Here is a 20,768-nt window from a genome sequence, read left to right as displayed (position 1 = left end):
GTGTCATCCCCCGCTAACGAGACGCTCCACCGTATGTTGTGCTTCATATTCTGCATGCAAGCATTCACTTGCAATGGTCAGATTAATATGAGACATTTCAACATATCCTTTCATCATAGCTTCCCGTATTTGATTTGGTTGCTCCTGCATTAAAACTTTGCGCGACAAAATACGCGCAAAAGATTCACTTTCAATTACTTCCTTTGTTTGTAGAAATAGTCTGTCTTGAACAGCAATTGTAGCTTCTCTTAACTTTTTCTCGTACACAGTAAGCACCTCCAACGGAACCATCCACTTTTCATTACTACCCATTCTACCATTGAAAGATATTGTTGAAAAGACACGAAATGACAAAATATCTGACAATTTAAAGTCCAAGTTGTAAAATTATGTTGGTTGTCGAAGGTATATGCCGATTCATTCACCTTGTAATATGTCACCAATTGTGAATGCTCAGCGTTTCAATAAATTAATATTTTCTCCAGTAGTAGTTTATTCACCAAGTTCTTTAGTTAGCTTTGGTATAGTAGCTATTTAAGACCGCTTATACAAAATTCTTTTCCTCTGTAGAGAAATAACTTCTTCTCGGATGAGGCTAAAGATCAATGTATAATCTAGGAACTCTTGCTGTAATAATGCATGGTACTTCATAATTAATGGTTTCAAGCTTCGCTGCCCATTCATTCATTGAAATAACATCCTGTCCTTGACGACCAATGAGTGTTACTTTCTCACCTATAGCATATGCTTTTGGCAAGGCAACCATACATTGGTCCATACAAATTCGTCCTACAATCGGCATTCTTTGTCCATCAATTAATACTTCTTGTCCACCTAATTTGCGAATGACTCCATCAGCATAGCCTACTGGTATTGTCCCCACCCACATATCAGCAGGGGCCACAAATGTAGCTCCATAGCCAACTGAGTCACCTGCTTGTAATTGTTTTACATGTACTAGCTCACTCACGAGTGAAAACGCTGGCTGTAATAGGAATGGTAAAATACCTTCTACATGGGGAGATGGTGATAATCCATACATTGAAATACCATATCTGACGGCGTCAAATTGTAAATGCGCATCTTTCACTAAGGATGTAGCCGTGTTTGATGCATGGACAAGTCTAGGCTTTTCAGGCAATACAGTTACACATTTTTCAAAAAAATGTACCTGTCTATTGAAGTATGATGTATCTTCCTCATCTGCAGTTGCAAAATGAGTGAATATCCCATCTAGCTCCATATTCACTGTATTCTGTATTGTTTGATAAAGATCCAATAACTCTTGCTCTGAACGAACGCCAATTCTGCCCATTCCGCTATCTACTTTTATATGTAGTCGTAAAGGATTTGCTTCATCAGCTATGAACGGAGCCGCTTGTTGTACCCATTCACTTGAAAATGCCGTAAGAATTATGCGCTGCTGGGCAGCATATGGTACAAACGAAACTGGAGAGGCACCCAATATTAGTATGTCTGGTTCTTCAAAATGTGCTCGAATATGTAATGCTTCGTCGGGTGTTGCCACGGCCAGCATTGTTGCGCCAGCATCAAGTGCCGCTTTAGCAACAGCTACATCTCCATGACCGTATGCATTTGCCTTTACGACAGCAATAATTTGAACATTAGGTCTAAGTAGCTTTTTCAAATTTTTTACGTTTTGTTGGATTGCTTGTAAGTTCACAATTGCTTTGGTCGGTCTAAAATACTGCTGTGTCTTCATTAGAATACCCTCTTTATTTTTTATTAAAACATTATGTATTGCCTAAATTGCCTTTTTTCTACTACTGTACATAAGTTGTTCTATTTTAGACTTTTCTTTCACATAACTTCTACCATATAATATATGACTTAACACTTTCTAAACAGTGTTAATTTTAATCAAAACTGTACTATTTTACTTAACAAGCTACAGCTTTCTTTATATAGAAAGCTGTAGCTAGAAAAACATAACATTACTTCATACTACTTATCGTCATAGTAGTAGCAACTTCCACCATTTCTTCACGAGTCAATTTATTTGACGCTACAAAGAATGCGACGCCATCCTTTTCCCAGCTAATAGATGTATCTGTAATAGCCCCAATTGTAAAGCCTAAATCTACCGGATCACCAGGAGATGATACTGGTAACATAGCAGTCTCTTTCGTAGTTGGTTGTTGCATTACCGTAAATGCCTTATCACCATCGAATGTTAAGATGACACGTTCCATTCCATCCTCTCGAATGACTTTCTCCTCTGCCATCTTCGCCCAATTTACAACAGGGTAGTGTGTCTGGAACTCTTTATACTCGATTTCTGCACCTACTGCTTCTTTTCCTTCTTTTTCATCTTTGTCGTCTTTGTTGTCTGTGCTCTCTTTGTTCTCTTTGCCGTCTTCGCCATCTTTATTCTCTGTGCTCTCTTTGTTCTCTTTGCTGTCTTTGCTATCTTTTGCAGGTGGGGCAGCTTGTTCACCTTTTGTTTCATCTGTTTCCGTAAATTGCTCAACCGCATACTCTTTAGCTGCGTGTTGGACACCTAATTTAATATTTTTAAATGTGATACGGATTTGCTCTTCTTTTACATCATTCATAATTACTACGGAAGTTGGGAGCATTGTTTTCTTATCAACTGTTATCACTTGATGAGGCATACTATTTTTATAGCTATTTCTAGTAGCCGCTTCAAATATATATGCTTTGTCCTCCTCTTTCATGACTAAATTTTTATCTTCAGCTAAATCTTCTGCTAGTGCGCCTATTAAATAAGCCTGACTATTTTTCTTTGGCCAATCACTTTGGAATTTATACATTTTGTTTAACGTAGGTGTGACTACAAAAACTCCATCTGCATTTCGCACTATCATTTGTGAAACATCTTTCCCACTTTCCACCACTTCTACTCGATAGAAATCAGGCTTCGTATGCCAAACTGTTACATCATATTTTCTCGGCTCTCCACCTGATTTAATCTCCATCGTAGCGTTCAACTCATAACCATTTGTGTCTGCCCATTTACCATTAACTTTCTTCAACACTTTTTCCTGAGAGGCTGTACCACATGCCGACAGAAGTAATATCGTACAAAATAAGACGAGCCATTTAACTATACGGTTGCTCACGCTTTCACCCTTTCTTCTTTCAAATCCACTACGACAATATATGAACCGTATTTGTCAGTTATGTCATTTGAAGAAAGGCAATATATTTATCTTTACTTAGAAATTTATTTACTCTTTAATAGCTCATCACCCTAACATGTGGTTGATTTCCGTTCCGACTTGGCGCTTTCCTGGGGGCGTTTAGTCGGAAAACGTTTTAACAACTGTTATCCACAGCTTTTGGTGATGAGCCTTTTTAATGTTTTATATGGCGAAAGCTGTGTTTATCATTATTTATTGTAATAATATTACTTGCGCTGCTGCGTATTGCTTAGAGTGTGTTATACTTACAAATCCATTTACAAGCTCTCCTTTGAAATATAGAACGGGATTACCAGCTTCCCCTCTTAAAATTTCAATATCATGAAGCTTACATTCTTCGCCAATACCAGTTCCGAATGCCTTTGAAAATGCTTCTTTTGCAGCAAATCGTCCAGCCAAAAATTCAATTTTACGAGTTTCTGAATGTGCTTCAAACAAAACTCTTTCATTTTCAGTTAAAATGCGGTCTTTAAACTTATTTGTTCTCCTCATTGCTTTAGCGATACGGTCAATTTCTACAATGTCTAGACCAATTCCTTTAATCATTTGAACTTCTCCTTTTCCTATTTCTAAAAAGCCATGTATAATAATTGTAAATTGAGGTGGAGCTATGTTTAGTAGAACAGAAAATTTTAAGCAATATACGAAGTATTACCCTGTTGTTTCAACATTTATAGCGATTAATTTAATTCTTTATGTATTAACTATTTTACCTGGCATAGGAAAATATGTATGGAATTATGGAGTCCAAGCGAACTTCCTTATACAAACCGGTGAATGGTGGCGTATTTTATCTGCAATGTTTTTACATGATGGCTTTTTGCACGTGTTCTTTAATATGTTTTCACTGTATTTATTCGGACCGGAGCTTGAAAAAATTGCTGGCAAGGCACGTTTTATTACAATTTACTTAGTGTCCGGTATTGTAGGCAACATGGCAACCTATCTACTTTATGATAGTGGCTATGTAAGTCTTGGCGCAAGTGGGGCCGTTTTTGGAATATTCGGTGCTTTCGGAGCACTTGTCTACTATACACGCCGCACAATGCCGATGCTGCGTAAACTTATTTTACCAATCATCGTTATCAGTGTTATTATGACTTTTCTTCAGCCGAATGTGAATGTCTATGCTCACTTAGGCGGTCTAGTAGCAGGATTCATTCTTGGCCTCGTCTACTTACACCCAAAAAGAATTTTAAGCTGGCGTAAACAAAAGATGGCGGGTAAGTAACTGGGACAAAGAGGAGCTATCATCGCGTATTGCTCCTCTTATTTTTTATGCTAGAATTATATTCAACTTTCTGCAACTATTTCATAGTACAACAGTATCCTCTTTCGCTGTCTTTATTTTTTTCCACTCAACTGCTGTTAACCCATAGACAACTTGGTCTACATGGTGATCATAAAGCCACTCCGCATCTCTTAAACGCCCTTCTTCATTAAAGCCTAACACTTTTGGGATTGTGCGGCTTCGAATATTTCCCACTGCAACACGCACTTCAATACGATTTAACTTTAAATAGCTAAAGGCATAATCAATAAATGCTTTCATAGAATTAGTGACTAACCCTTTGCCAACAAATTCGTTTCCTAACCAATATCCAATACTTGTCCATTTATGCTGCCAATTCACTTGATGATAGCCAATCACTCCCGCAAGCTTCCCTTCATAATATATCCCCGCTTGTATGCCATTATTATCCGCGTATTGTTGCATCGCATCTCGTACAAATTGCTCCGTATCCTCTACCGTTTTGACAGCATATACAAAGGGTAACCACTCTCGCAAAGTATCCCTCGAACGATCTGTCAACGCAAATAATTCATCCACATCACTCAAATCCAACAATTTCAAATGAGTGTTCTTATTAATATCATACTTAAACAAAATTACCACCCCTTTTGTTTGATTTATTCTATTATAAACAGTATTTTTGTAAAATTATAGACTTTTCACCAAAACGTGGGGTTATTTCCATTCTAAATGGGTGCTTTCCTAGGGGCGTCTGATGAGGCGCTTGGAAAATGGTGTTTTATGCGCGAAAGTGAAGCGGCAGGAATAAGTGTTTTTTGTCCGAAAGTGAAGGTTTTGGTGATGAGCCAAATTTACAAAAAAAGCCAATCCTCCAATCAATTGTAAGGATTAGCCAACTTTCAGCATTCAATGTTCATACCAAGATAATATTTTTTCGGCATCTTGCTGCTCTATGCTTGGTACATTGCCTGTCATACCAGTCATACCTGACATAACCGTTGCTTTTATAGACATAACATTTTTTCTTTTTTGGAAATACGTTTGAGTACTCCCAATAGATTGTATACGTTTTTTCTCCATAAAGAGTGTAATTCGACTGAATATGCGATATTGCATAGTTAGTTGCTTTCCATCTATCATATAACCAGCTGTTTTATGTTGCCAAATACCAAGTAATATCGTTAATGGAATTAAAAACAACGAAAGCAACCCATACGGATATAAGAAATAACTACATGCACCAATTATAGGTATGAGCCACACAAAATCAATTCGGTAAAAAAATGGACGAGCTCGTTTTGGTGAATGAATAAATTCTGGACGCCAATTCATATCTGGAAAAAGCTGCTCTAACGTTGGCAGACAATCCTGCTTCTGAATAAGTGGGAACAGGGTAATTTTTTTATCATTCCCCTCTCCTCCATTACCTCCGGCACTCTCAACAACAACTGTTGCAAAGCCAAATAATTGACGCAACGGATTCTCTACAATACGAATAGCCTGAATTCGATTTAAAGGCAAAGTAATTCGTTTTTTCTCAAGTAGCCCTTTTGTAATAATAAGCTTTTCATCCTCAATTCGGACCATATATTCATAATAATTGATCAGTGTAATAACAAATGACACAAACCATGCCGCAATTAGGGTGAGTATCGCTGTCAGCGCAACTAAAAATGCGCCAATTTTCACAAAATCAGCTAGCTCGTGAAAAATTTTCTCATAGGGGATTATATCTGAAAACTGAGAGACAATTGCTACAAGCCCGGACAGGACGACCCCAATTCCACCCGAAGTCGTTGCCAATATAAACAAATCACGTATCGACATATGATAAATCGTTGGAACTGATACTTCCTCCACTATTGAAAGTGACTGCTCATCATTAATCGGTTTGTTTACTTGGTTCTTTGCACGACGCATTTCCAGCTCTATGACATCTGCTGCTGCCTTACGTATAGCCGTCAACTCTACCTCAGGCTTTCTATCCTTACTTCCAGCAGTTTCAACCTGCACCTTTACTAAGCCAAATAATCGATGAAAAATACCTTCATTGTAATTTAAGCTTTGAATACGTTCAAACGGAATATAACGTTTCTTTTTAACGAACAAACCGTACTTTACACGTAATTCTCCATCTTCAAACCAATATACAAAGGTACGCCATTTAACAATGCCGCTAACAAGTGCAAGTAAAGCACCTACTCCCCATATACCGAACAAAAAAAGCGTCTGAAAAAAATGTTCACTACGAAAATTAAAAGAAAAATTAAAACCATTAGTTACAACAATTATGGCAACAGGTAAAATCATGCTTTTTAATGCTTTCGCACTCGTAATAATGGCCGATACTGGGTGTAAACGGTTAATTTCCTTAGACATCATCTTCCGCCACCCTTGCTAATTCCGAAATACGTGCACGAAGTCCATCTGCCTCGTCCATCACAAGTGCAGGAATAGTATGTACAGTTGCTGCTGTGGATATTGAAATATTACCTAAGTCATATCTTTTTAATATCGGTCCTTGTGTCGTATCAACATGCTGTACGCGCACCATTGGAATGAGTGTACGCTTAACAACAAATAAACCGTGTTGCACCTCAATCTCACTTTCACGAACCTCATAGCGCCAGCGTTCCCATCTTATCTTTGGAAATAGATAAGCAGATAGGATAGCACTTAGTATGACTACAGTAATTGCAATGAAATAAATAAATGATGGCCATTCAAAATAATAGGTACCGTAGCATACTAACGCCGCTATAATTAATAACAATAACGTTTGTAATACACCATATAAACGCCACACTGTTAAACCTTTCCGAGAAATTTTATGCATTGGTTCTGCTCTCAAAGTCGTTCCCTCTCCTTCTTTAACTACGTATACGTAATCAGTTATCTTTTTGTTTCAATTATATACAAAAAAACCTTACAGCCACTTTGACTGTAAGGTTTAATTATTCTGATGAAGAAAAATTTAATCTTCGTGACGACGTGGTGCACGAGAACGACCTTGTCCACCTTCACGGCGACCTCCATCACGGCGTCCGCCATCTCGACGATTTCCACCATTTCCACCATTTCCTCCACGACGATCTCCGCCACGTCCGCCATCTCGACGTCCGTTAAAGCTACGGTTACCGCCACGTCCACGATCTCCACCACGACTGTTAGAACGCTCACGACGCATTGGTAATGGTCGTTCTTCAGTAATTGTTACTGGCGAGTCATCTGGCTCTTTTGTTAATGAACGAAGTGCAGCAGCTACAACATCGATTGCATCATGGTTTTCAAGTAATTCTGTCGCAAGTGGACGATAATCACCTAAGTCGTTGTTCGCAATAAGACCTTCTAGTGTCTCCATAGATAGGCGTTGTTGACCCACTAAAGCTTCGTCAGTTGTCGGTGGACGAAGTGGTGTCATACGTTTTTTCGTTGTTTCTTCTACAATACGTAAGTAACCCATTTCACGAGGTGTTACAAATGTTACCGCAAGACCTGATTTACCTGCACGACCAGTACGACCGATACGGTGAACATAAGACTCAGGATCTTGAGGAATATCAAAGTTATAAACATGTGTTACACCAGAAATATCAAGCCCACGAGCAGCTACATCTGTTGCCACAAGAATATCAATTTTATTTTCTTTAAATTGACGTAATACGGAAATACGTTTCGCTTGGCTTAAATCACCATGAATCCCTTCAGCAAGGTAACCACGAATTGATAACGCTTGTGCAAGTTCATCTACGCGGCGTTTTGTACGTCCAAAGATGATTGCAAGTTCTGGTTGGTGAACGTTTAATAAACGAGATAAAATGTCGAATTTTTCACGCTCAGCAGATTTCACAAAATATTGATCGATGTTATCAACTGTTAATTCTTTAGCCTTAATTTTTACGATTTCTGGATCACGCATAAATGTCTCAGCAATTTTACGGATTGCTGGTGGCATTGTTGCTGAGAACAATAATGTTTGACGTTCAGAAGGCACATTTTCTAAGATTGAATTAATGTCATCGATAAAGCCCATGTTTAACATTTCATCAGCTTCATCAAGTACCAATGTTTGAACATCTTCTAATTTTAAAGTACGACGATTAATATGGTCAATTATACGACCAGGTGTACCTACGATAATTTGAGGTTTATTTTTCAGTGCACGAATTTGACGGCCGATTTCTTGACCACCGTAAACTGATAATAATTTTACGCGTTTGTCATAACCAATTTTATAAAGCTCTTCAGAAACTTGAATGGCTAATTCACGAGTTGGAGCAATTACTAATGCTTGGATATTTGGGTTTTTTGGATCGATCTTTTCGATAAGTGGAATCCCGAAAGCGGCAGTTTTACCAGTACCTGTTTGCGCTTGGCCTAATACATCGCGACCTTCAATGGCAAAACGGATAGTACCTTCTTGGATTGGTGTTGCTTCTTCAAATCCCATACGCTTTACAGAGCGTAATGTAGATTCGCTAATATTTAATTCTGAAAAATTTGTCAAACTTCTCAATCTCCTTTTTTCGCTTTTAAGTTGACAAATGGTTACATTTTCAGATGAAGTTGTCGGCAAATTCGAGCCTTTGTTGTGGAACGTTTCCGTTACTTAAAAATTTTCTCTATATGATGTCACATAGAGCTCTCTTATATGAAAAGGAAAGCCCGGTCTTTACCGAGCGGTTCGATTCTGTCGTAATTATTCACTTTAGAATAAAACCGTTGTGTTCAAAAAAAAGTACTCTTCAACCAAATATGAAGAGTCTTCGCACAAAATGTATCCATTGCTTACACTAGTCTAACATGGGATTAATACGTATGCAACGATAACGCATGAGTCGTAATAATCTGACTACTTCACAGACTCTTTAAAAACGACAAAACGTAAAAAAACCACTCAGAACAATCTTCATCATAACATATATGATGCTTCCCTTTATCAGAAAAATACAAAGTTTTTTCGTTTGATGCTAATTCATCATATAAAAATTGAGCAGTGTGATAAGGCACTATGCCGTCTAATTTTCCTTGTACAATATACACCGGAATTTTAATATCTTTATAATACGGCTCCACCATTCGAACAAGCTTCATGAATTCTATTGTTGACGATAGTGGTACATTGTTAAACTTATGCTGATATCGTAAAAACAGCTCATTATTGGACAGATTACGATGGTATGCTTCAGTGGCAAGCATTTTAAAATCTTCGACCAGTTGCTTCGGACTAACATATTTGGCAGCTGCGCTTAGTAACACGAGCTTTTTCACTTTATAACGTTTAGCTAGATATAGCGCTATAATGCCACCCATTGAAAACCCAACTACTATTACTTCATCTACCTTTTTTGCAAGAGCACGAAAAGCGAGCTCGGCATCCATTAACCAATGCTTAGCGGTGAAACCTCGCATTTGTAATTCATCCCCATGTCCTGACAAAGTAGGTTCTTCAATTAGCCAATTTGTATGCGTACGTAAATAGGTAGTAAAAGGTTCTACTTCATAAGGTCCGCCTGAAAATCCATGTATACATAACACACCTACTGACATTACTTTCACCTCTAAATGTGTAATTCATTTAAGTCAATGAAACAAGGAATCGGTGAGAGAATGTCCCACCGATTCCTTGTTTCATTTTATGACGTAAATGCACGTAAGATTGTTTCTAATTTCATACCACGAGAGCCTTTTAGTAAAACGATAGACTCATCGTTAGCTTGCTGTAGTTTTTCGATAATTGGCGTGTAATCATCCTCTACATATAGCAAATGTTCCTTATCAAAACGCTCTTTTAAGACTTCATTTAAATAAGCCATTCTCGGGCCAAATAAACATACATAAGCGATTTCCTCTGCACGAATATCCTTCGATAAATCTTCATGGAAATGCTTTTCATTTGGGCCAAGTTCAAGCATATCACCTAACACAAGCCATTTTTCTGGACGAATCGTTGTCGATGCTACAAATTGAATAGCCGCCTTTACAGAGGTTGGTGCGGCATTGTATGCATCATTAATAAACAATGCCCCATTTGATCCATTCACTTGTTGCATGCGCATATCCGTTAGAGCTACTTGTTTTAAGGATGCACAAATTTGGTCATCGTTTAAACCTAGCTTTTGAGAAATTAACATAGCGACTAATGTATTTTTCACCTGATGCTTCCCGAGAACTGAAATAAAGAAATCCCCTTCAATCACACCATGTGTAGAAAAGCTACTACCATCAGTCGTTGCTGCAATATTGTCTGCATACAATAGGTTACCATGCTCTAAGCCAAATGCCACTGCATTTAACTGCTGCTCTTTCGCAACTAGCTCTTGAAGCAATGGTTCATCTCCATCATAAAATAGCACTCCATCTGGTTGCATTCCTTGAATTATTTCAAATTTGGCTTTAGCGATTCCCGCACGTGAGCCTAGATCTTGCATATGAGCCTCGCCGATATTAGTAATCACGGTCATATGCGGACGAGCAAGCTTCGTTAAAAATTCAATCTCTCCAAAACCACTCATACCCATTTCAAGCACAGCAACATCAGTATCTTCATCTAACTGTAAAACCGTAATCGGTAAACCTAGTTCATTATTAAAATTCCCAATTGTCTTTTGTACTTTAAAAAATGGCGAAAGCGTTCCTGCTAAAATATCTTTCGTCGACGTTTTACCATTTGAACCAGTAATGCCAATAAATTTCGCCTTATGCTCACTGCGATAGGCACGTGCCATTTGCTGTAGAGCTAGTTCTGGATCATCTACAAAGAGTAAGGGTACACCTTGTGGTGGATTTGGTTCATCTTTCTGCCAAAGAGAAGCACCTGCCCCTTTTTCAAAGGCCTGCAGAACAAATTTATGTCCATTGGCCATTTCACCACGAAATGGAACGAATAGGTCACCTTGTTTAATTGTTCGCGTATCAATGGAAATTCCTGATACGACCGTGTCACCAAAAGCTGGCACTTCATCATTTAACCATGTAGCTAACTGCTTTAATGTTTTTTTCACAATAATCCCACTCAGTCTTTTTTATAGTGAAGCTGTTGTTTTTCTTCGAAACGCTCAATCGCTAATGTAATCAGACGATCAATAAGCTCTGGATAGCTTACATTTGTATGTTGCCAAAGAAGTGGATACATACTAACAGGTGTAAAACCTGGCATTGTATTCACTTCATTAATATAAATGCTATTATCGGCCGTTACAAAAAAGTCCGCACGAACTAAACCGCTTCCATCAATAGCTTTAAACGCACGTTTTGCTAGATCTTGTAAGCCTGATACAGTATTTACTGGAAGCTCTGCTGGAATAATAAGAGCAGTTGAGCCATCTTTATATTTAGAATCATAATCATAAAACTCTGTAACCGGTTTAATTTCACCAGGCACAGAAACTTCTGGAAAGTCATTTCCTAAGACAGCTAATTCGACCTCACGAGCAACAATGCCTTGTTCAACTACAATTTTACGGTCATACTGTAAGGCTATTTCAATAGCTTTCACTAATTCATCGCGATTTGTTGCCTTGTTAATTCCTACGCTTGATCCCAAGTTCGCAGGTTTTACAAACATCGGCCAATCCAATTTTTCTTCACAGCGAGCAATGATAGCCTCCTGTTCATTAGCCCAGTCGCTACGAATGAAGTACGTATACGGCACTTGTGGTAATCCGGCAATTTCAAATAATTGCTTCATAATAACTTTATCCATGCCAGCTGATGATGCTAACACACCATTTCCTACATACGGCAAATTTAGAACTTCAAGTAAACCTTGAACAGTTCCATCTTCCCCATTTGTACCATGCAGCAATGGGAAAATAACATCAAATTGTATAGCTTTACCATTATTATCAATTAAAAAATCTGTAATATTATTTTCTAAAATAGTGACATCATCACCAAATTGTAATTCTTCAATTGTACTTGCAGGTTTTTTTAGAAGCTCACCACGGCGCCATTCCCCTTCAGGTGTAATGAAAATCGGATATACTTCATACTCCTCGAAATTCAAAGCTCCAGTGACTGCACGTGCTGTCGACAATGACACCTCATGCTCTGCTGACTTTCCTCCGTATAATAAACCGATTCTTTTTTTCATTTTTGTGCCCTCCACATACTTCTTGAGTACTATTAGTTTATCATGAAACATCTTGATAAATGACATCAATTTCGCCTTGGCGTAATTGTTGCTGTCGCTGCGCTTTCGCACAGATAAACAATGCGTCTGGATTTTGTGAGGATGTGAAGTTCTTAACCTGAGATCCTCTATTTCAGTAGGTGTTTGGATACCCACTGAAAAGGTACCACATCCGCATTTAACTCACCACCTTCAAAGGTGCGAGTCATGTACTGAATGAAGATAAAAATCTCACCGTAATTTTGACGGTGAGATTTAGTGTACATTCATTCTACGTACAAATGAACGGATCAATTATACCTCGGCATAATTGCGTCCGGAGGCTTTAACTTCTTTCAGCGGGTGTTTGGTCACCCGCTGAAAGAAGTTAAATAATATAAATCAATTCATCGTGCTCATTTTTCAAAATTGTATTTAAATCATCCCATACTTCATCAGGGAAGGAATATTCTGATAGGTTACGAATTTCGATACCATAAGCTACTTTAGGCTTTTCAATTCGATATAATGATAACAATGCCCCATCTTTAGCAAAAGAACGATAGGCACGCAATATTTCAGGTGAAATAGAAGGAATACTTGATTTCACTTTCCTCCGCCAAAAACCAGTGCTACGTTCCTTCTCACGAATTAAACTGTTCAAAACATTGGCAACAAGTAAATCCGAATCACTTAAATGACGAAAATAAATTTTAGTCATTTTCTCTAAATCTGAAGAACAGTAGACAAATCGATTTTGCAATTTATTAAAAAATGGTGAAGTAATCGGTTCCTTTTTATGGCTTATGTAAAGCAATTCTCCTTGCTCCATAGGTGTTAGTTGATCTAGCCTCTTCTCATCCATAAAGTCAACCCAACACAATTCTTTGGATTCAGCAGCTTTTTTTACAAACTTGGGTACTTCCTCATCTGGTATATAATCAAGCTGTGTATGCATATTAAAGGAACCATCTTCATAGGAATGTTTCAATAACAGTAAGTGATGCAGTGGTTCAAGTGCAGCCACAAATTGCGAGAATTTAAGCCCGCTATAAATAACAAATTTATCGACATCATTCATATGAACATAAATATGATACATAAAATCTTCAGCTGACTTCAATTTTTTAGCCACAACCATCACCCCATTCTTCACTACATTATAAGACTAATCATGAATTTTTTGAAACATTTTATGTTAATTATCGTCATAACAATATTCACAGGCGCAAAATTGTTTTTTGCGTTATAATATGAATGTTAAACATGCGATCGCGCATATGTTGTTAACTACTCTAATTGAGCAAATTTATAAAAATATAATTTCATTCATTTTTTCCAGATGTATGGGATGAGAATTCCAAATACTTCGCAGCAAGCATCGAGCCTCCTCGTTTGCACTGTAACTTCGGAATCGATATTTGCTTCTTTAACTATGGTGGATACTCACATTTAAACATTTTTACAAGATACAAAATTGAATTGGAATTGATTTTTTCATCAAATTTACTCATGAAGAGATACTATTTTAATATAGGTGGCTTGTATGGAAAATAAACGAAATTTCGCGAATCGTTTTGACTGGACGCTCGCTTTTATACTTTTAACCTTCCTAGTCATAAGTTTGTTAGCCATTGCATCGGCACAAACATCAGGTCAGTATGGCATTAACTATGTTCCTAAACAGCTACAATGGTACGTCATTGGTGCAGTTATTATTGCAATAGTTATGTTTTTTGAGCCTGACCAATATAAAAAGATGTCCTGGTATATGTACGGCGCAGGCATCGCCTTATTAGTACTGCTTATCTTTATGCCAGAAGGAAAAGGGCAAATCGGTGAACCTGTTAATGGTGCAAAAAGCTGGTTTCATACACCTATTGGAAATATACAGCCTTCTGAGTTTATGAAAACCTTTTACATTTTAGCACTTGCTCGGCTTATCAGTAAGCACCATGAAGTCTATTCTTTAAGATCATTAAAAACGGATTTTCTATTACTAAGTAAAATCGCTGGTACACTTTTATTACCTTTAGCCCTTATCATGAAACAACCTGACCTTGGTTCAGCACTTGTATTCTTTGCCATTACGGCTGCTGTCATCATTGTAGCAGGTATATCATGGAAAATCATTTTGCCGACTTTATTAGGTGGCACTCTAGCAGGTGGTTCCCTTTTATGGATGGCACTCTATATGCAGGATTTTTTACAGCAAACACTCGGCTTTCAACCGTATCAGTTTGCTCGAATCTATTCTTGGTTAGATCCATATTCATATTCTTCTAGTGATGGATACCATTTAATTACTTCCTTAAATGCCATTGGTTCAGGCGAAATTTTCGGTAAAGGTTTCCGTGGTCGTGAAGTTTACGTTGCCGAAAACCATACCGACTTTATTTTTACAGTAATCGGAGAAGAATGGGGTTTTATTGGAGCTAGTATCGTTATTTGTATTTTCTTTTTATTAATCTATCATTTAACAAAAACTACACTATTATTGAAAGATCCATTCTCAACATATGTATGTGCTGGTATTATTGCAATGATTACATTCCACGTATTCGAAAATATTGGTATGACTATTCAGCTGCTACCTATTACTGGTATTCCTCTACCGTTTATCAGTTATGGAGGAAGTTCATTGATGGGGAACGCACTTGCCATCGGTCTTGTCTTCAGTATGCGTTTCCACTATCGTACTTACATGTTTACTACTCACGATGATGATGATTGATTATAGAAAATGGGTAGTCTCGATTACTGAGACTACCCATTTTCATTTGTAAAACCGAGTTAAGCTTGAACTTGCGGAGTTTGCGTTGGTGGTGTGAGCACTTTTAAAAGTTCAAGTCGAGACTTTGTTACAGTGGCTGTTACACCCAACTTAGATAAATTCGAAACAATCTTTTTCAAATCTACTTCTTTTTTCATACATTCCACCTCAATCTTTCCTCGAATTTATATAACGTTGTATTTCCAAAAAAGTTTCATTTTTGCATGTGTATGATGTCTGACAAGTTTATCGCTTTCTATCATACCATTTAACTCGACTTTAAAATTTTTCATTTTTGTTACAATGTAAATTTTCCCTTAACACATTATTTACCATCTCATCATCAAAGCGTGGGGTTGATAAATGGAATTTCTATAAACTCATTTACCACTAAATAGCAATAATTAAACATAAAAAATTAAAATACCGATATACCCTCTAGTAGTATACCCCATAGATAATTTAATACACTATGCGACAATCGATACAAAAAATTAAAAATAGAATGAGTCCATTTAGTTACATTAAAGCTCGTTATTAATTTTTAGTATCAATATAATTCCATTGTTAACAGTCTGCAGTTTTTTATACATTGTTTTAGCCTCGTTTACTGCACTCGCCCCAATAGCTTATATACATGGCATATGCTCTAACAAATATCATCCCCTACTTTTGGGAACGGACCATTAAGCACTTAAATTGTTTTATCTTCCGCCTTCTTGTAATAACAAGAACAAGAGAGGTAGAATATACATACTAAAATATCGTATGAAAGCAGGGTACTGTATGAAAAAGGCAATTTTATTATTAATGTCTGTTCAATTCCTCGTTTACCTAGGATTCGGGATTATTATACCTGTCTTACCGGAGGTTGTTGTTCAGCAAAATTGGGACGATATACACGTAGGTGGCTTACTTACAGTATACTCGCTTGCAAGTTTTTTCACTGCACCACTTTGGGGTATGCTGTCCGATAAGGTAGGTCGTAAACAACTTATATTAATGGGCCTAGTTGGTTTTAGCCTAAGCTTTGTTATTTTCTCGTTATTTATAGATAATCTAGCAATTCTATACGTTTCACGTGTTGTAGGTGGTTTATTCTCGGGCGCACTGTATACAGCTGTAACAGGCTTTATAGGTGATATGTCGAGTGAGGAAGATCGCAATAAATACATGGGTCTCATGGGCATGTCCATCGGGCTTGGTTTTATTTTCGGTCCAGCAATTGGTGGTATGCTCGGTCACTATAGCCTTCAACTACCGTTTGTCGCTTCAGCAACATTAATTGCACTATTATGTATTTATGCAAGTTTTGTTTTAAAAGAACCTGCAAAAAGAAAAGATACAAATAAACGGGCAATTGTACCAAAGGGTGCTGGCAAAATGCTGCAATACCGTGTGCGTTATTTATTTATGTTCTCATTTTTAGTAACTTTTATGTTGGCAGGAGTAGAGGCTACGTTCCAGCTATTCCAAATCGAACAAATTCAAATTACACCATTACAAATAGGTTATTTGTTTATGTTTAGTGGCTTTGTAGATGCAGCTATTCAAGGCGGTGTTGTAAGACGTATTAAAAACGGAAGCGAGACAACTTGGTTAATAGGTGCACAAATTGTCACAGCTGTAGGTATGCTTTTGTTCACTTTAACAGCTAACTTATTTATAGCAGGTCTTGCCCTTTGTGTCTTTACAGCAGGAAATGCACTTGCAAGAACATGCGTTGTATCTCTTTCATCTAAAGAATCTGGTGGCCAATATGGGACTGCTGCGGGCCTCTCCTATTCAATGGATAACCTAGGACGCATTCTCGGTCCATTATTCTTCACTTGGCTATTTACAATGCAATCTAGTTTAGGCTATTATACTTCAGCAGCAATAGCCGTCGTTTCAATAAGTTTAATTTATATTTTTAAAGCATCAAATAAATCTTTACGACTTGAATAATTTGTTGATAAAATGCCGTAACTTAATAGTAATTCGAAGTATATAGAACGCGTCAAGGAATATTCGACTGCTTACAGCGGAATATCGGAGGGCTCTGCATGAACAAAACAACTAATCTTTTACTTCCAAAAGAGCTAGAATCGTTTCGTTTTGAAATTGAAGATACACTTCTTTCAGCGATGATTATCACACCATACAAACGTTCAACTACGTTAACGGAAAGTAAATTTGCTGGGGAACCTTATTTACCCTATTATCAGACATATCCGAAAGATATTACTGGTGAGCCGATGCGCTTATTAGCTCAAATTAACTTTGCAGAAATGCCAGCACTAAAGGATTTCCCATCCCAGGGTATTTTGCAATTTTTTATTTCATCTAATATTTTCGCGAATGCTGATCATTACCATGAGGATATTTTCCAGCAATTTTATAAAATACGATTTTACCCTACCTTAAATTCTGAAGCGGCAGTTCCTAGGCAGGAGTTTTTAGCACAAACAGCAGATGATTGGTTCCCTATTCAACAGGAGTTGGCATTACAATTACGACCCATCCAAGAGCCTGTCTCTGCTTTAGATCATCGTGCGATACACTATTTACCAAGCTTAATTCCTTCATCGGAGGATATTGATTTACATGAGATTTATCTACAATATTTTTTAGGAGCTGGAGCTAAAATTGGTGGCTATGCCTATTTTTTAGAGGAGGATATCCGTCACGAATCACCGCTCCTTCAACGATACGATGTATTGTTACTCCAAATTGACTCTAATGACGAAATCGGGATTATGTGGGCAGATAGTGGCGTCGGGAAATTTTTTATTAACCGAGAAAAACTCCTTCAAAAAGATTTTTCTGATATTTTATTTCAATGGGAGCATTACTAATCATTTTTCTTCATGATTGATTTCGGATTACCTCGTTCTAGTTTTTGAGGTAATCCTTTTCTATGCTTATAACAAATTTCGTATCTTCTTCCCATATGTAAAGTGCTATACTGAATATATTGCGAAAATATAGTTAAGGCAGGTGTAGGAATGAGTTTTTTCACAGATATTGGATATCTACCTTTAATTATGTTTATTAATATTTTAGCAGCGATGGTCATAATTTTTTTAGAACGTAAAGACGCCACTTCTACATGGGCATGGATTCTCGTACTGTTTTTCATTCCATTAGGTGGGTTTATTTTATACTTGCTGCTCGGACGACAACTACGAAAAAAGCATTTGTTCCGTTGGGAAGGACGCAAGGATATTGGTATCGACAATCTCATTAGCTATCAGACAGAGTCAATTCGAGATGATACGTTCGAGTTTCGTATTGAAAATGCGGAAAATTATAAAGAAATGATTTATATGCATCTTAAAACAAATAATGCTGTGTTAACGCAGGACAACCATATTGATATTTTTGATGATGGTGCTGATAAATTTGAGCAGCTTCTTAAAGATATTGAAGCAGCGAAAGATCATATTCACGTTCAATATTATATTTTCCGTCTAGATGACTTAGGTACACGCATTGTTAATAAACTTATTAAGAAAGCAAAGCAAGGGGTTAAGGTACGAATCTTATACGATGAAATGGGCTCACGAAATGTGAAAAAACGCCATTTCAAAGAACTGCTTAATGCAGGTGGTGAAGTTGAAGTATTTTTCCCATCAATTTTACCACTTCTAAACCCTCGTTTAAACTTTAGAAATCACCGAAAAATCGTTGTGATTGATGGCCGTATTGGTTATATTGGTGGCTTTAATGTTGGGGATGAGTATCTTGGGCTACAGAAGAAGTTTGGCTATTGGAGAGATACACATTTACGTATTGAAGGTAGTGCCGTACATCCTTTACAAACACGCTTTTTACTTGATTGGAATCAAGCATCCGCACAACAGAAAATGGGGTACTCGGACCGTTACTTCCCTGCTATTCCGAAAAAAGGCGATGTAGGCTTACAAATCGTTTCCAGTGGACCCGATTCTGACTGGGAACAAATTAAAATTGGGTATTTAAAGCTTATTAATATGGCCAAAAAATATATTTATATCCAAACGCCATATTTCATACCTGATGTTAGCTTTTTAGATGCTATAAAAATTGCAACGCTATCAGGCATTGATGTAAGGATCATGATTCCAAATAAGCCTGATCATATGTTTGTTTATTGGGCTACATACTCATACGTAGGACAATTATTGCGTGCAGGAGCAAAAGTTTATATTTATGAAAAGGGCTTTATTCATGCTAAAGCAATTATTATTGACGATGAAGCATCTACAGTCGGAACTGCAAACCTTGACGTACGAAGTTTCAGTTTAAACTTTGAAGTAAATGCTTTCATTTATGACTCAACGATTTCACATCAGCTTGCTGAGCTGTTTGAAAAAGATATTTTTGATTGTACTGAACTAACTTGGGAAATGTACAAAAATCGTCCCACACTAATTAAGTTTAAAGAATCAATTTCACGCTTACTAACACCTATCTTGTAAAATAACAGGAAAAAGAAGAGAGCTAGTTCCTAATTAACGGAACAGCTCTCTTCCCTTTTTTTATTTCACACCTAAATATTCTTCTAACGTTATATTTTGTTTTTTAATTTCTTTTGCTATGTCTATACCAACATAACGGTAATGCCATGACTCATACATATATCCTGTAATGTCTTCTTTATTTTTAGGGAATCGTAAAATAAAGCCATAGTCTTGAGCATATTTCATTAACCATTGTCCTGCTGGTGTTTCACCGAATTCTTCAGTTAGCCATAAATTATCTTTGCCGCGCTCCCCAATATCAAAGGCTAAGCCCGTCTGATGTTCTGAATAACCTGGTCGAGCACTATAACGATCAGCTGCAGCTTGTCCATCACGATTAACATAGTTATTATATAATGTTGTTTGATAGTCAAAAGATCGATAGCCACTAAAAGCTACTAAATCAAAACCTTGTTGTTTCGCGGCAGTTAGCATTTTATCTAGAGCTTGACCTGCCTCAGGGTTTTCTTCAGGCGCAAAGGTAGATGGTAGCGGATATATTTTATTCGCCAATAAAATGCCATTAATATATGTCGGCTCGGTTGGTAATGTTTGATTTGGTAAATAACCATTTTCATCCGGCTTTTGCTCTGGCTTCACAGGATTATCCACTGTTTTTTTCGGCTCTTCTGTTGCAGGTGAATCTTTTTTATTTGGTTCTGTTGTTTGTTGTTCATCTGATGCATTACTTATCTGTTCATTTTTATAGTTATACACTAAGAAAATAGATACAATAAGCGCTACTGAAATGACAGCACCGACAATGAATGGTAGACGTTTTTTTTTCACTATTTTTACCCCTTTTAAAGTTATCCAGTACTACATGGTTAAGTTCCCCATCTGTTATCAAAGATTAAATCTATTGTTAAATAGAAAGAACAAGTTCTACAGTAAGTACCGATTATATTTTTACTTTATTGGTATAGTCTCATTTTAGCACTGTTCACAATTTAGAGTG

At 37.1% G+C, this 20,768-nt stretch carries 19 protein-coding genes; 5 read left to right on the top strand and 14 right to left on the bottom strand.

The genetic code is table 11. From position 1 onward, the window contains the following. Positions 1 to 3: 3 nt before the first annotated feature. The 4 genes from AN161_RS09000 to acpS all read right to left on the bottom strand — a co-directional run bounded on the left by AN161_RS09000 (position 4) and on the right by acpS (position 3,731). Positions 4 to 267, bottom strand: coding sequence for a hypothetical protein (locus AN161_RS09000; protein ID WP_082340011.1), 264 nt, complete (start codon positions 265 to 267; stop codon positions 4 to 6). A gap of 328 nt (positions 268 to 595) precedes the next feature. Then, the gene (gene alr, locus AN161_RS08995; RefSeq protein WP_053594017.1) at positions 596 to 1,723 is read right to left on the bottom strand and encodes an alanine racemase; all 1,128 of its coding nucleotides are present in this window, start codon (positions 1,721 to 1,723) and stop codon (positions 596 to 598) included. Between the two features lie 232 nt (positions 1,724 to 1,955). Then, complete coding sequence (locus AN161_RS08990; protein WP_053594016.1) at positions 1,956 to 3,104, bottom strand: outer membrane lipoprotein carrier protein LolA; 1,149 nt, start codon at positions 3,102 to 3,104, stop codon at positions 1,956 to 1,958. Positions 3,105 to 3,377: 273 nt separating this feature from the next. Next, the gene (gene acpS / locus AN161_RS08985) at positions 3,378 to 3,731 is read right to left on the bottom strand and encodes a holo-ACP synthase (RefSeq protein ID WP_053594015.1); all 354 of its coding nucleotides are present in this window, start codon (positions 3,729 to 3,731) and stop codon (positions 3,378 to 3,380) included. 64 nt (positions 3,732 to 3,795) lie between these two features. Between acpS and AN161_RS08980 the strand changes: the two genes are divergently transcribed. Then, on the top strand, positions 3,796 to 4,416 hold the full coding sequence (locus AN161_RS08980; RefSeq protein ID WP_053594014.1) for a rhomboid family intramembrane serine protease: 621 nt from the start codon (positions 3,796 to 3,798) through the stop codon (positions 4,414 to 4,416). Between the two features lie 81 nt (positions 4,417 to 4,497). Here the strand turns inward: AN161_RS08980 and AN161_RS08975 are convergent, their stop codons facing one another. From AN161_RS08975 to AN161_RS08940, 8 genes are all read right to left on the bottom strand, one after another. After that, positions 4,498 to 5,073 carry a GNAT family protein gene (locus AN161_RS08975; protein ID WP_053594013.1) on the bottom strand — a complete coding sequence of 192 codons (576 nt, stop codon included), beginning with the start codon at positions 5,071 to 5,073 and terminating at the stop codon, positions 4,498 to 4,500. 273 nt (positions 5,074 to 5,346) lie between these two features. Further along, on the bottom strand, positions 5,347 to 6,819 hold the full coding sequence (locus AN161_RS08970; RefSeq protein ID WP_053594042.1) for a PH domain-containing protein: 1,473 nt from the start codon (positions 6,817 to 6,819) through the stop codon (positions 5,347 to 5,349). After that, on the bottom strand, positions 6,812 to 7,291 hold the full coding sequence (locus AN161_RS08965; protein WP_053594012.1) for a PH domain-containing protein: 480 nt from the start codon (positions 7,289 to 7,291) through the stop codon (positions 6,812 to 6,814). Before AN161_RS08965 ends, AN161_RS08970 begins: the two co-directional genes overlap by 8 nt. A 123-nt stretch (positions 7,292 to 7,414) precedes the next feature. Further along, on the bottom strand, positions 7,415 to 8,947 hold the full coding sequence (locus AN161_RS08960) for a DEAD/DEAH box helicase (protein WP_053594011.1): 1,533 nt from the start codon (positions 8,945 to 8,947) through the stop codon (positions 7,415 to 7,417). Between the two features lie 350 nt (positions 8,948 to 9,297). Continuing rightward, positions 9,298 to 9,990, bottom strand: a complete 693-nt coding sequence (locus tag AN161_RS08955) for an alpha/beta fold hydrolase (RefSeq protein ID WP_053594010.1) — start codon at positions 9,988 to 9,990, stop codon at positions 9,298 to 9,300. An 86-nt stretch (positions 9,991 to 10,076) separates the two neighbouring features. Next, the gene (gene murF, locus AN161_RS08950; RefSeq protein ID WP_053594009.1) at positions 10,077 to 11,444 is read right to left on the bottom strand and encodes a UDP-N-acetylmuramoyl-tripeptide--D-alanyl-D-alanine ligase; all 1,368 of its coding nucleotides are present in this window, start codon (positions 11,442 to 11,444) and stop codon (positions 10,077 to 10,079) included. Between the two features lie 11 nt (positions 11,445 to 11,455). Continuing rightward, positions 11,456 to 12,535, bottom strand: a complete 1,080-nt coding sequence (locus tag AN161_RS08945) for a D-alanine--D-alanine ligase (RefSeq protein ID WP_053594008.1) — start codon at positions 12,533 to 12,535, stop codon at positions 11,456 to 11,458. Positions 12,536 to 12,941: 406 nt separating this feature from the next. Next, positions 12,942 to 13,694 (bottom strand): hypothetical protein, encoded by a 753-nt coding sequence (locus AN161_RS08940; RefSeq protein WP_053594007.1) that lies wholly within the window; start codon positions 13,692 to 13,694, stop codon positions 12,942 to 12,944. Between the two features lie 405 nt (positions 13,695 to 14,099). Here AN161_RS08940 and AN161_RS08935 point away from each other — a divergent pair, with 405 nt between their 5' ends. Beyond that, positions 14,100 to 15,287: an FtsW/RodA/SpoVE family cell cycle protein gene (locus AN161_RS08935; RefSeq protein ID WP_053594006.1), complete on the top strand. Its 1,188-nt coding sequence runs from the start codon at positions 14,100 to 14,102 to the stop codon at positions 15,285 to 15,287. Positions 15,288 to 15,346: 59 nt separating this feature from the next. Here the strand turns inward: AN161_RS08935 and AN161_RS30140 are convergent, their stop codons facing one another. Further along, the gene (locus AN161_RS30140; RefSeq protein ID WP_166672133.1) at positions 15,347 to 15,484 is read right to left on the bottom strand and encodes an Lmo0850 family protein; all 138 of its coding nucleotides are present in this window, start codon (positions 15,482 to 15,484) and stop codon (positions 15,347 to 15,349) included. 628 nt (positions 15,485 to 16,112) lie between these two features. Here AN161_RS30140 and AN161_RS08930 point away from each other — a divergent pair. The 3 genes from AN161_RS08930 (at position 16,113) to cls (ending at position 19,768) form a co-directional block, all read left to right on the top strand. Beyond that, positions 16,113 to 17,273: an MFS transporter gene (locus AN161_RS08930; RefSeq protein WP_053594005.1), complete on the top strand. Its 1,161-nt coding sequence runs from the start codon at positions 16,113 to 16,115 to the stop codon at positions 17,271 to 17,273. A gap of 98 nt (positions 17,274 to 17,371) precedes the next feature. Beyond that, entirely contained in the window at positions 17,372 to 18,163 is a 792-nt protein-coding gene (locus AN161_RS08925) for a YwqG family protein (RefSeq protein ID WP_053594004.1), read from the top strand. Positions 18,164 to 18,313: 150 nt separating this feature from the next. Next, positions 18,314 to 19,768: a cardiolipin synthase gene (cls, locus tag AN161_RS08920; protein ID WP_053594003.1), complete on the top strand. Its 1,455-nt coding sequence runs from the start codon at positions 18,314 to 18,316 to the stop codon at positions 19,766 to 19,768. Between the two features lie 60 nt (positions 19,769 to 19,828). On the opposite strand, the gene AN161_RS08915 is transcribed toward cls, so the two are convergent. Next, positions 19,829 to 20,599 carry a M15 family metallopeptidase gene (locus AN161_RS08915; RefSeq protein WP_053594002.1) on the bottom strand — a complete coding sequence of 257 codons (771 nt, stop codon included), beginning with the start codon at positions 20,597 to 20,599 and terminating at the stop codon, positions 19,829 to 19,831. Positions 20,600 to 20,768: the final 169 nt, after the last annotated feature.

This window comes from Lysinibacillus sp. FJAT-14222, assembly GCF_001278875.1.
Taxonomy (GTDB): Bacteria; Bacillota; Bacilli; order Bacillales_A; family Planococcaceae; genus Lysinibacillus; species Lysinibacillus agricola.
Note: the sequence above shows the minus strand (reverse complement) of the source record. Positions and strands in the feature narration are given on the sequence as shown.